Origin of the sequence: Streptomyces sp. SID10853 (assembly GCF_010548145.1) — a bacterium.
GTDB lineage: Bacteria > Actinomycetota > Actinomycetes > Streptomycetales > Streptomycetaceae > Streptomyces.
The window spans coordinates 1-12,104 of record NZ_JAAGLN010000215.1; the positions used below are offsets into that span (position 1 = coordinate 1).

At 71.7% G+C, this 12,104-nt stretch carries 13 protein-coding genes; 11 read left to right on the plus strand and 2 right to left on the minus strand.

Features of this window, described 5'->3' with window-relative positions; translation table 11 throughout:
- On the plus strand, nucleotides 1-725 hold a 725-nt coding region (locus tag G3I19_RS28885), incomplete at its 5' end, for a hypothetical protein (RefSeq protein ID WP_239074901.1).
- A 77-nt stretch (nucleotides 726-802) separates the two neighbouring features.
- Nucleotides 803-2,011, plus strand: a complete 1,209-nt coding sequence (gene mycP, locus G3I19_RS28890; RefSeq protein ID WP_164266666.1) for a type VII secretion-associated serine protease mycosin — start codon at nucleotides 803-805, stop codon at nucleotides 2,009-2,011.
- Here mycP and G3I19_RS28895 read toward each other — a convergent pair.
- The gene (locus G3I19_RS28895; protein WP_343235243.1) at nucleotides 1,986-2,696 is read right to left on the minus strand and encodes a serine hydrolase; all 711 of its coding nucleotides are present in this window, start codon (nucleotides 2,694-2,696) and stop codon (nucleotides 1,986-1,988) included. The genes mycP and G3I19_RS28895 overlap by 26 nt on opposite strands.
- Nucleotides 2,697-2,835: 139 nt before the next feature.
- On the opposite strand from G3I19_RS28895, the gene G3I19_RS28900 reads away from it, so the two are divergent.
- Nucleotides 2,836-3,561: an SseB family protein gene (locus tag G3I19_RS28900; protein WP_164266668.1), complete on the plus strand. Its 726-nt coding sequence runs from the start codon at nucleotides 2,836-2,838 to the stop codon at nucleotides 3,559-3,561.
- An 87-nt stretch (nucleotides 3,562-3,648) separates the two neighbouring features.
- Nucleotides 3,649-4,500 (plus strand): MIP family channel protein, encoded by an 852-nt coding sequence (locus G3I19_RS28905; RefSeq protein WP_164266669.1) that lies wholly within the window; start codon nucleotides 3,649-3,651, stop codon nucleotides 4,498-4,500.
- Here G3I19_RS28905 and G3I19_RS28910 read toward each other — a convergent pair.
- Entirely contained in the window at nucleotides 4,491-4,865 is a 375-nt protein-coding gene (locus G3I19_RS28910; RefSeq protein WP_164266670.1) for a DUF1844 domain-containing protein, read from the minus strand. The genes G3I19_RS28905 and G3I19_RS28910 overlap by 10 nt on opposite strands.
- Nucleotides 4,866-5,227: 362 nt before the next feature.
- Between G3I19_RS28910 and infC the strand changes: the two genes are divergently transcribed.
- From infC to pheT, 7 genes are all read left to right on the plus strand, one after another.
- A complete protein-coding gene (gene infC, locus G3I19_RS28915) occupies nucleotides 5,228-5,902 on the plus strand; it encodes a translation initiation factor IF-3 (protein ID WP_164266671.1) in 675 nt (224 codons plus the stop codon).
- Between the two features lie 122 nt (nucleotides 5,903-6,024).
- Nucleotides 6,025-6,219: a 50S ribosomal protein L35 gene (gene rpmI, locus G3I19_RS28920; RefSeq protein WP_164266672.1), complete on the plus strand. Its 195-nt coding sequence runs from the start codon at nucleotides 6,025-6,027 to the stop codon at nucleotides 6,217-6,219.
- A gap of 105 nt (nucleotides 6,220-6,324) precedes the next feature.
- Nucleotides 6,325-6,711, plus strand: a complete 387-nt coding sequence (gene rplT, locus G3I19_RS28925; RefSeq protein ID WP_164266673.1) for a 50S ribosomal protein L20 — start codon at nucleotides 6,325-6,327, stop codon at nucleotides 6,709-6,711.
- A gap of 136 nt (nucleotides 6,712-6,847) precedes the next feature.
- Nucleotides 6,848-7,705 carry an RNA methyltransferase gene (locus G3I19_RS28930; protein ID WP_164266674.1) on the plus strand — a complete coding sequence of 286 codons (858 nt, stop codon included), beginning with the start codon at nucleotides 6,848-6,850 and terminating at the stop codon, nucleotides 7,703-7,705.
- A gap of 99 nt (nucleotides 7,706-7,804) precedes the next feature.
- Nucleotides 7,805-8,902, plus strand: coding sequence for an ATP-binding protein (locus G3I19_RS28935; protein ID WP_343235244.1), 1,098 nt, complete (start codon nucleotides 7,805-7,807; stop codon nucleotides 8,900-8,902).
- A 174-nt stretch (nucleotides 8,903-9,076) separates the two neighbouring features.
- Nucleotides 9,077-10,204, plus strand: a complete 1,128-nt coding sequence (pheS, locus tag G3I19_RS28940) for a phenylalanine--tRNA ligase subunit alpha (RefSeq protein ID WP_164266676.1) — start codon at nucleotides 9,077-9,079, stop codon at nucleotides 10,202-10,204.
- Nucleotides 10,204-12,104 (plus strand): phenylalanine--tRNA ligase subunit beta (gene pheT / locus G3I19_RS28945; RefSeq protein ID WP_164266677.1); only part of this gene is annotated, 1,901 nt, incomplete at its 3' end. The genes pheS and pheT, both read left to right, overlap by 1 nt.

Below are 12,104 nucleotides of genomic sequence, written 5' to 3' on the forward strand. Positions count from 1 at the left end.
CCGCCGCGGCCTGTGTGGTGCTGGGCCTCGGCCTGATCGGCGGCGCGGCCGCCGGGAGCATGCTCAGCGGTGACAGCGCCGCGGCAGGCCCCAGCGACGGGTTCACCGCCTCGCGCGGCCTCTGGCACAGCACGCCCGTCGACACCCTCTTCCCCGCGACGCTCAAAGGCACCGGCGCGGGCCCCGGCGGCGCCGACCGCACCTGGACCAGGGTGGGCGTCGCGCCGGACAGCACCTGCACGGGCCGGCTCGACCCCATGCTGCTGCGCGCCCTCCAGCCGGTGGGCTGCAGCAGGCTGGTGCGCGCGACGTACACCGATGCCACCAGCAGCAGCGTGACCACGGTCGGGATGGTCTTCACCGAGGCGGGCCCGGCGGCGATGACCGCCCTGCACCAACGGTTCACGGCCGAGGGCCTCGACCGGCGCACCGATCTGATGCCCGGCACCTACCCGGTGAAGTCCACGCCCGCCGCGTCCTTCGGCGACCGGCAGCGGGCGAGCTGGACGGTGAGCGTCCTGACGGACGCACCCGTCGTCGTGTACGCGGTCTCCGGGTTCGCCGACGGAAGGACGGTCACCGACCCACAGCCCGCCGCCGTGGCCATGGAGGAGTCACAGACGACCGCCGCTGCCCAGGCGGGACTCGGCCACGACGCCAAGGGCATCGAGGAGCGCGTCGAGCGGGCCCTGCGCAAGAACGCCGACGCCACGGCGAAACCCTGAACCACGAGGCGGACCCCGGAGCGCACGGCGGAGCCCGGAGCGTACGGCGAAGCCCTGAACCGCACGGAGGAGCACCGATGAGACGCCGAGGACCGACCGCACTCACGGCCGTGCTGGCCGCCGCGGCCTTCACCGTGCTGCCCGCGGTGCCCGCCCGCGCCGACTCCATCCGCGCCCAGCAGTGGGAACTGGCCGCCATGCACACCCAGCAGGCATGGCGTACGACCAAGGGCCGGGGCGTCACGGTCGCCGTGCTCGACACCGGAGTGGACGCCGCCAACCCCGACCTCGCGGGACAAGTACTGCCCGACAAGGACCTGATCGGCTTCGGGGCGAAACGCGGCGACCGGTCCTGGGCCCGGCACGGCACCGCGATGGCGGGGATCATCGCCGGCCACGGACACGGACCCGGCCACGCGGACGGTGTCCTGGGCATCGCACCCGAGGCGCACATCCTGCCGGTCCGGGTGATCCTCGAAGGCAGCGACCCGTCGATCAAGAAGGCCCGCGCCTCACGCGGCGGCGCCCTCGCCACCGGAATCCGCTGGGCGGCCGACCACCACGCCGACGTCATCAACCTCTCCCTCGGCGACGACAGCGCGTCCGCGCGCCCGGAGCCCGGCCAGGACGCCGCCGTCCAGTACGCGCTCTCCAAGGGCTCGGTCGTCGTGGCGTCGGCGGGCAACGGCGGCGAGGACGGCGACCACATCTCCTACCCGGCCGCCTACCCCGGGGTGATCGCGGTGACCGCCGTCGACCGGTACGGCACCCACGCCTCCTTCTCCACCCGCCGCTGGTACGCCACCGTCAGCGCCCCGGGCGTCGACGTGGTGATCGCCGACCCCGACCGCAAGTACTACGAGGGCTGGGGCACCAGCGCGGCCTCCGCCTTCGTCTCGGGCGCGGTCGCGCTGGTCAGGGCCGCGTATCCGGACCTCACCCCGGCACAGATCAAGAAGCTGCTCACGGACACCGCCCGCGACGCCCCGCAGGGTGGCCGGGACGACTCCCTCGGATACGGCATGGTCGACCCGGCTGCCGCGCTCGCGGCTGCGGCGAAGCTCGCCCCGGCGCAGATCCGTACGGAGGCCGCCGGTTACGGCAGGAAATACTTCGGGCCGGGCCCCGACGCGGAGCCGAGCACGGGGCCCGGAGCCTGGGTCGTCCCGCTCACGGGCGGCGCCGGGGTGCTGCTGCTGGCCGGAGCCCTGGTGCTGTGGCGGGGCGGCAGGTACGGGAGCATCCCGCGCGGCGCCGGTTTCAGCCGGTTCCGCCGGTCGCTGTGACGGCGGCCCGCGCCGCGGCCTCGGTGACCGCGATCCCCGCGGGCAGGGTGGTGTGCCCCGCGGAGAGCACGGCGATCAGCCGGGTGCTGCTCCCCGAGGTCACCCGCCCCACGCTGTGGACGGTCCACCGGGCGGCGTCCCCGCGCGGCAGCCAGCCGTTCTTCAGCGCCCAGCTGTGCCCTGCCGCCGAGACGCCCCACGCCTGACCGGGCACCACCCTCCCCATGAGCGCCGTGAGACAGCCGCGCGAGGCCGCGTCCAGCTCGGAATCACTGCCGAACACCGCCCGCAGCAGCGTCAGTTGGTCCCGGGCGGTGGTCCGGGTCAGGCCCCACTCGCCGTTGCTGCCGCCCCGGGTCCGGGTGAGCCCGAGCCGCCGGACACCGGCGTCGAACCCGGGCGCACTGCCGATCGCGTTCCACAGTGCGGTGGCCGACGCGTTGTCGCTGTGCACGATCATCGCCTCGGCGAGCGTCCGCTCCGAAACGCCGAGGCCGCGTCCGGCGTCCTGCGCACGCAGCAGCAGCGTCGCGAGGATGCCCACCTTCACGATGCTGGCGGTGTCGTAACTGCCGCTCCCGTGAACGGCGGTGGCGCCGCTCGCCGTGTCGGACACCGCGACCGACAGCGAGGCGTCGCCCGCAACGGACCGCAGCGCACGGGCCAGTGCAGCGTCCGGATCCACTTCGGACCTCCCCGGGCGTACGTATCGTCGGCGTGGCCGGCACCCGCGCCCGGCCACGCCGACAATACGGCCGGGCCCCCGGCCCCGCAGCCGGACCCGGCCGACCAGCACCGGCGGCCGCGGCACTAGGCTCAGGACCGTGGCGCTCAAGAACATTCCGGACTCCGGATTCTCCGACGACGACGGCACCGCCGACCCCCGGCTGACCGCGGCACTCGCCGCCTGGTCGCAGGACAGGACGGCCGAGCCGGAGGTGCTCGAAGCCCTCCGGGACGCCCGGCTGCTGGTGCCGGTCGTCGCGATCCTCGGGGAGGCCGAGACGGGCGAGGACGGGCTGCGCCGCGAGAAGTCGAGCGACATGGCGGTCCCGACGCTCCAGGCCGGGGACCGCAGGGCGCTGCCTGCCTTCACATCGACCGCGTCACTGGCCCGCTGGGACCCGCAGGCCCGCCCGGTCGCCGTACCGCTGCACCAGGCACTCCAGGCCGCCGCCCATGAGCGGGCCGACACGCTCGTACTCGATCTGGCGGGCCCCGTCCCGTACGAGCTCAGGGGCGCCGCGCTGCTCGCGCTTGCGGAGGGGCGCACCAGCGCGGACCCGCTGGACGACCCGGCCGTGGTGGAGGCGGTACGGGAGGTCGTCGCGGCCCACCCCGGCGTGCTCCGCGCCCACCTCGGCCCGGGGAAGGCCGACGGCACCCTGGCGCTGGTCCTCGCGCCCGGTGCGGAGCAGTCGGCGGCCACCGCCGTAGCCACGGATCTGGCCGCGCACGAGGTGCTCAGGGCCCGGCTGGTGCGGGGGCTCGACCTGGCGCTGCTGCCCGCCGGGGCGCCGGCTCCGAACACCCCGCTCTTCGCGCGCTGACACCGGGCCGCGGAGCCCCGAGAGGCAGTCCAGGCTCTTCCGACGAATAATTGCGGAGAAATCCGACAATCTTCGTGAGGTGGAGCTATGGAGACGACGGAGACGCGGAGGATAGCCGCGGAGTTCCTGGGAACCCTGCTGCTGGTGTTCGTCGCGGTGGGATCCGTGGTGCTCGCCAGTGAGTACATCGGTGCCTTCGGCATCGCACTCACGTTCGGCTTCATCATGCTGGCGCTGGCCTACTCGCTCGGCGCGATTTCGGGCTGCCACATCAACCCGGCCGTGACGCTGGGCATGCTGCTGGCCGGACGCATCGATCTGCGCAGGGCGGTGGAGTACTGGATCGCGCAGTTCCTCGGCAGCATCGTCGGTGCGGCGCTGCTCTTCCTGCTCACCAAGCAGGTGCCCGGGATCAAGACCGACGGTCTGTTCGGGAGCAACGGCTACGACAACCGCTCGGCCGTGCACATCAACCTGGGCGGCGCCTTCCTGGTGGAAGTCGTGCTGACCTTCGTCTTCGTCTTCGTCGTCCTGGCCGTGACCCACAAGGTGGCCGTCGTGGGCTTCGACGGGCTGCCCATCGGTCTGGCGCTCGCCACGGTCCACCTGATCGGCATTCCGCTGACCGGCACGTCGGTGAACCCGGCGCGCAGTTTCGGCCCGGCCCTCTTCGCCGGTGGCGCCGCACTCTCCCAGCTGTGGCTGTTCATCGTGGCGCCGCTGATCGGCGGGGCGATCGCGGCCTACGCGCACCGCTTCACCCACCCCACCGGGCTCACCGGGCACGGGGAGCGGCCGCTGAACGGCGGGCCGGCCGGTGAAGCCCCGGCCGACTCCGCGGCGGACGCCTCTTCCGAGGCCGGCGCCCCGGGCGGCGCCTCAAGGACCGGTCAGCGGGGAACCTCGTGGATCAGGCGCGGGCCCCGTTCTCAGCCGTAGACCGGCCCGGTGTACTTCTCGCCGGGCCCCTCGCCCGGCTCGTCGGGCACCGCGGACGCCTCGCGGAACGCCAGCTGGAGCGACTTCAGGCCGTCGCGCAGCGGAGCCGCGTGGAAGGAGCTGATCTCCGTGGCGCTCGCCGTGATCAGTCCGGCGAGTGCCTGGATCAGTTTCCGGGCCTCGTCCAGGTCCTTGTGCTTCTCGCCGTCCTCGGCCAGGCCCAGGTTGACGGCGGCCGAGCTCATCAGATGAACCGCGACCGTCGTGATCACCTCGACCGCGGGGACGTCCGCGATGTCACGGGTCATGGAGTCGAAGCCCGGGGCTTCTTCTTCGGGGGTGGGGGAGGGGGTCGCGTCGCTCATGACGCACACGATATGCGGTGGCCCGGGCGCCCCCGCGCGGAGGCCGCCGCGGACCGGTTCGCCGCACCGCGTCCGGGGTGCTAACCTTGTGTAACGACCGGCCGGACACCTGAGTGCCCGGCCCACAAGTGGAGGCTCCGATCTCCCACCTGACTGTCCTCCGGGACGGCGGGTCACCGGTCAGGCGGCGCCCATCGTTCCGTACGGACGATGGAAGCCACCCGATGTGCGCCCCGCGGTTGACGCGGCGGTGCTCCGGTATGTGAGGAGCTCCCGCCTGTGTCCCGTCCGGGGCGTTTTTCATGTTCCAGGTGCGGTTGGTCTGTCTAAACAGACGTTACGCGGCTGTCTGCCAGAGAGCCGTGTGGTGCTACCGAGGAGGATCCATCAGCGCCGAGCCCCGCATCAACGACCGGATTCGCGTTCCCGAGGTGCGACTTGTCGGACCCAGTGGTGAGCAGGTGGGCATTGTCCCGCTCGCGAAGGCCCTGGAGCTGGCACAGGAGTACGACCTCGACCTGGTCGAGGTCGCGGCGACCGCCCGTCCGCCCGTGTGCAAGCTCATGGATTACGGGAAGTTCAAGTACGAGTCGGCCATGAAGGCCCGTGAGGCGCGCAAGAACCAGGCGCACACGGTCATCAAGGAGATGAAGCTCCGGCCGAAGATCGACCCGCACGACTACGACACCAAAAAGGGTCACGTCGTGCGCTTCCTCAAGCAGGGCGACAAGGTCAAGATCACGATCATGTTCCGCGGTCGCGAGCAGTCCCGCCCCGAACTGGGCTTCCGGCTGCTGCAGCGCCTCGCTTCGGACGTCGAGGACCTCGGGTTCATCGAGTCGAACCCGAAGCAGGACGGCCGAAACATGATCATGGTGCTTGGCCCGCACAAGAAGAAGACCGAGGCCATGGCCGAGGCGCGTGAGGCCCAGGCCGCCCGCAAGGCGGAGCGCCAGGGCAACGCGGCCGAGGGTTCCGAGGACGAGGTCGCCGAGGCAGAGGCCGAAGCACCGGCCGAGACCACCTCCGACGCGTGACCGTACGGGCCGCCAGCCAGGCGGCCCCGGGGTTCCGCCCGGAACACATACCAATGATCTGACGCTCCCGGTCTCCGGTGCCCGCACCGGGGGAGCGCCACTGACGAGGAGAGTACGGCGCGATGCCGAAGAACAAGACGCACAGCGGCTCCAGCAAGCGCTTCAAGATCACCGGCTCCGGCAAGGTGCTCCGTGAGCGCGCCGGCAAGCGCCACCTGCTGGAGCACAAGTCGTCCAAGAAGACGCGTTCGCTGACCGGCACCGTCGTGGTGGCCCCGGCCGACGCCAAGAAGATCAAGAAGCTTCTCGGCAAGTGATGTCGCCGCCCCCGGTGATCCCCGGGGGCGCGATGTCGGGACCGGGACCAATTCGTTTCCGGGCCGTGTGAGTTCACCCACGGCCCCGCTACAAGGAGTCAACAAGTGGCACGCGTCAAGCGGGCAGTCAACGCCCACAAGAAGCGCCGGGCAGTTCTCGAGGCGGCCAAGGGCTACCGCGGTCAGCGTTCGCGCCTGTACCGCAAGGCCAAGGAGCAGGTCACCCACTCCCTGGTCTACAACTACAACGACCGCAAGAAGCGCAAGGGCGACTTCCGTCAGCTGTGGATCCAGCGCATCAACGCCGCTGCCCGCGAGAACGGCATGACGTACAACCGCCTCATCCAGGGTCTGAAGGCCGCCAACATCGAGGTGGACCGCAAGATCCTCGCCGAGCTGGCCGTCAACGACACCAACGCGTTCGCCGCGCTGGTCGAGGTCGCGCAGAAGGCGCTCCCGAGCGACGTCAACGCGCCGAAGACCGCTGCCTGACCAGGCACGTACTTCAAGCCGGAGCCCGGCCGGCAGGACCCGCAGGCGGAAGCCGCCTGCGGGTCCGCTGTGTTCCGCGGACCGGCCGAGCCCCGCATGCGCCCCTCCCGTACGTGAATAAGGTGAAACGCCGACCATGGGCACCCCCGCCGAGCTGATCTCCCCGCGCTCCCCGCGCGTCGCCGCCGCCAAGCGGCTCGCCCGGCGCAACTTCCGTACCAAGGAACGCCGGTTCATCGCCGAGGGGCCGCAGGCCGTGCGTGAGGCGGTGCGGCACCGGGTCGGCGGAGAGCCGACGCTCGTGGAGCTGTTCACCACGGTGGAGGCCGCCGAGCGGTACGCGGCCATCGTCGCCGCGGCACGGGACGCCGGGGCGCGGATCCACCTGGCCGGCGACGACGTACTCGCCGAACTCTCCCAGACCATCACCCCGCAGGGCCTCGTCGGCGTCTGCCGCTTCCTGGACTTGCCCTTCGACGAGATCCTCGCGGCCCGCCCCCGGCTGGTGGCCGTGCTCGCGCATGTCCGCGACCCAGGCAACGCCGGCACGGTGCTGCGCTGCGCCGACGCGGCGGGCGCCGACGCCGTCGTCCTCACCGACGCGTCCGTCGACCTGTACAACCCCAAGTCCGTACGCGCCTCGGTCGGTTCGCACTTCCATCTGCCCGTCGCGGTCGGCGTCCCCGTCGAGCGGGCCGTCGCCGGGCTGCAGGCCGCCGGGGTACGGATCCTCGCCGCCGACGGCGCGGGCGACGACGACCTGGACGCCGAACTCGACGCGGGCACCATGGGCGGACCGAGCGCCTGGGTGTTCGGCAACGAGGCATGGGGGCTCCCCGAGGAGACCCGGGCCCTCGCCGACGCCGTGGTCCGCGTCCCCATCCACGGCCGGGCCGAAAGCCTCAATCTCGCCACGGCGGCCGCCGTCTGTCTCTACGCGTCCGCACGTGCGCAGCGCGCTTCCGGAGGGTGCCGCTCCGTCACCTCCAGCTAGTAGGGTGACGAGTTCGGGGGCCCACTGCGCTATTCGGAGAGGTGGGATACGGGGATGGCCGTCTCATCGGGCAGTCCGTCGTCACACGGAAACGGACCGGTGCTGAACGGAACGGGTGCGTCCAGCGGCACCGGCGGCGCCACCGGACCGGGGGTCGACCCCGACGAACTCCCCGACGGACTGGTCATCGCCGACGAGCACGGCCGGATCGTCTGCTTCAACACCGCCGCCGTACGGATCACCGCCGTACCGCGGGCCGCCGCACTCGGCCGCCCGCTGGAGCAGGCGCTGCCGCTGGAGGACCTCAAGGGCCGCCGCTGGTGGACCCTGACCGACCCGTACGGCGGGCTCGCCATCCGCTACGGCCAGCCCGAGCGCAATCTGCTGCTGCCCGGCGGGCGTGAGGTGCTGGTCTCCGCGCGGTACATACGGGAGCACCCCACCGGGCCCGTCCTGCGGGTGGTCGTCTCGCTCCGGGGCACCGAGGCGCGCCGCCGCACCGAGCGCAGTCACGCCGAGCTGATAGCCACCGTCGCGCACGAGCTGCGCTCCCCGCTGACCTCGGTCAAAGGATTCACCGCGACCCTGCTCGCGAAATGGGAGCGCTTCACCGATGCGCAGAAGCGGCTGATGCTGGAGACCGTCGACGCCGACGCCAACCGCGTCACCCGGCTGATCGCCGAACTGCTCGACATCTCGCGCATCGACTCCGGCCGCCTCGAGCTGCGCCGCCAGCCCGTCGACATCGGAGCCGCCGTCGGCCGGCACATCCAGGCCCACACCGCGTCCGGCCAGGACCCCGACCGGTTCCTGGTCCGGATCCACCAGCCGCTGCCCGATCTCTGGGCGGACCCGGACAAGATCGACCAGATCCTGGGCAACCTGCTGGAAAATGCGGTGCGCCACGGTGAGGGAACCGTCACCATCGAGGTGGCGGCAGCCGCCGCGAAGAACGACGAGAAGGGGACGGGCGTCACAGTGACCGACGAGGGCCCCGGTATCCCCGAGGAGTCGATGAGCCGCGTCTTCACCCGCTTCTGGCGGGGCAGCAAGCGCGGCGGCACCGGGCTCGGCCTGTACATCGTCAAGGGCATCGTCGAGGCGCACGGCGGGACGATCACCGTCGGCCGGGGGGCGAACGGCGGCGCGGAGTTCCGATTTATTCTGCCCGTAGGGGCTCCGGCGTACCTGACATAGGACATTTCGCGAAGCGTCGTGCAAGGGTGGCGGCGGGCGACGGGTGGGCTTGAGGACCTGCGGGCTTCTTCGACCCCATGCGACCTCTAGAATCGACCTTTGGCACGTTTGCGTCCTTGACGTCGCTGTCGGCGAGCAGGTCGCCTCAGCCAGAAATCGGAAGTACGGGAAGAGATGTCGGCACCGAACAAGTCGTACGACCCTGTTGAGGTCGAGGCACTGAAACCGGAAGAGATCGAGCGGATGCGCAGCGAGGCGCTCGCCGCCTTCGCCGCCGCGGGCGATCTCGACGCGCTCGCACACGCGAAGACGGCCCACACCGGCGGTACCTCGCCGCTGGCGCTCGCCAACCGTGAGATCGGCGCGCTGCCGCCGCAGGCCAAGGCCGACGCGGGTAAGCGCGTGGGCATGGCACGCGGCGCCGTGAACAAGGCCCTCGCGGCCCGCCAGGCGGAGCTGGAGACCGAGCGCGACGAGCGGGTCCTGGTCGAGGAGGCGGTGGACGTCACCCTGCCCTACGACCGCACCCCCGCCGGCGCCCGCCATCCGCTGACCACCTTCATGGAGCGGGTCTCGGACATCTTCGTGGCCATGGGCTACGAGGTGGCCGAGGGCCCCGAGGTCGAGGCGGAGTGGTTCAACTTCGACGCCCTGAACTTCACGCCCGACCACCCGGCCAGGCAGATGCAGGACACCTTCTTCGTGCAGGGCCCCGAGGGGACCGAGGGCGACGAGTCCGGTGTCGTGCTGCGGACGCACACCTCGCCCGTCCAGGCCCGCACCCTGCTCGACCGGGAGCCCCCCGTCTACGTCGTCTGCCCGGGGCGGGTCTACCGCACCGACGAGCTGGACGCCACGCACACGCCGGTCTTCCACCAGATCGAGCTGCTCGCCGTGGACGAGGGCCTCACCATGGCCGACCTGAAGGGCACCCTGGACCACATGGTGCAGGCACTCTTCGGCCAGGACATGACGACCCGGCTGCGCCCGAACTACTTCCCGTTCACCGAGCCGTCCGCCGAGATGGACATGCAGTGCTACGTCTGCCGCGGCGCTTCGGTGGGCAACCCCGACCGCCCGTGCCGCACCTGCTCCAGCGAGGGCTGGATCGAGCTGGGCGGCTGCGGGATGGTCAACCCCAAGGTGCTCACCGCCTGCGGTGTCGACCCCCAGAAGTACAGCGGATTCGCCTTCGGGTTCGGCATCGAACGGATGCTGATGTTCCGCCACAACGTCGAAGACATGCGAGACATGGTCGAAGGTGACATCCGGTTCACCCGGCCGTTCGGGATGGAGATCTGATGCGGGTCCCGCTTTCCTGGCTGCGGGAGTACGTCGATCTCCCCGCCACCGAGACCGGCCGTGACGTACAGGCCAAGCTGATCGGCGTCGGCCTGGAGGTCGAGACCGTCGAGCAGACCGGCGCCGGCCTCAAGGGTCCGCTGGTCGTCGGAGAGGTACTGACCATCGAGGAGCTGGAGGGCTTCAAGAAGCCCATCCGCTTCTGCACCGTCGACGTCGGCAGCGCCAACGGCACCGGAGCCCCGCAGGAGATCGTCTGCGGCGCCCGGAACTTCTCCGTCGGCGACAAGGTCGTCGTGGTCCTGCCCGGCGCCGTGCTGCCCGGCGACTTCGCGATCGCCGCGCGCAAGACGTACGGCAAGACCTCGCACGGCATGATCTGCTCCGGCGACGAGCTGGGCATGGGCGACTGGGGGTCCCCCCGGACGGAGTCTGGGGGAGGCACGCACGGCATCATCGTGCTGCCGCCGGGCCACGAGCCGGGCACCGACGCCATCGCGCTGCTCGAACTGGTCGACGAGGTGCTCGACATCGCCGTCACCCCGGACCGCGGCTACGCCCTGTCGATCCGCGGTGTCGCACGCGAGACCGCCACCGCCTACGGGCTGCCGCTGAGCGACCCGGCGCTGCTCGACGTGGCGCCGCCCAACGCGTTCGGTTACCCGGTGAAGATCGCCGACCCGCGTGGCTGCGACCGCTTCACCGCCCGTACCGTCACCGGCCTCGACGTCGAGGCCCGGACGCCGATCTGGCTCCAGCGCCGGCTGCAGAAGGCCGGTATGCGGCCGGTCTCGCTGGCCGTCGACATCACCAACTACGTGATGCTGGAGCTCGGCCAGCCGTTGCACGCCTACGACCGCACCCGGATCGACGGGCCGATCGGCGTACGCAGGGCCGTGGCCGGCGAGAAGTTCACCACCCTCGACGGCACCGCACGCGTACTGGACGCCGGTGACCTGGTCATCACGGACGACCGCGGCCCCATCGGGCTCGCCGGTGTGATGGGCGGGGCCAACACGGAGATCGCCGACGTCACCGCCGACCCGGAGACCGGACAGCTCAGCGGCACCACCGACGTCGTCATCGAGGCCGCGCACTTCGACGCGCTCTCCATCTCGCGCACCGCACGCCGCCACAAGCTGGCCTCCGAGGCGTCCAAGCGCTTCGAGCGGGGCGTCGACCCGGAGGCGGCTTCGGCCGCCGCCCAGCGGACCGTCGACCTCCTGGTGCTGCTCGCGGGCGGCACCGCAGAGGCCGGGGTCACCGAGGTCGTCGCGCCGTCCGCGCCGCGCACCCTCCGGATGCCGGCCGACCACCCGGACAAGGTGGCGGGCGTCGCGTACGGCCGGGAGACCGTCGTACGCCGTCTCCAGCAGGTCGGCTGCGATGTCTACGGGCAGGACGAGCTGATCGTCACCGTGCCGTCCTGGCGCCCCGACCTCGCCTACCCCAACGACCTGGCCGAAGAGGTCATCCGTCTTGAGGGGTACGAGAACCTCCCGTCGACCCTGCCGAGGCCCCCGGCCGGCCGGGGGCTCACCGAGCGGCAGCGGCTGCACCGCAGGGTCGGCCGCGCGCTGGCCGGTGCCGGTTTCGTCGAGGCGCTGAACTACCCGTTCACCGGCGACGCCGCCTTCGACCAGCTCGGACTGGCCGCCGACGACCCCCGCCGGGCCACGGTCAAGCTGGTCAACCCGCTCTCCGACGAGGAGCCCGCGCTGCGCACCACGCTGCTGCCGGGGCTGCTCGGCGCGCTGCGGCGCAACACCGGACGCGGCTCGCACGACCTCGCGCTCTTCGAGACCGGCCTGGTCTTCCGGCCGACCGGCGACGAGCGGGTGCCCGCGCGGCTGCCCGTCGGCCGCAGGGCCACCGACGAGGAGATCGCCGAGGTCACCGC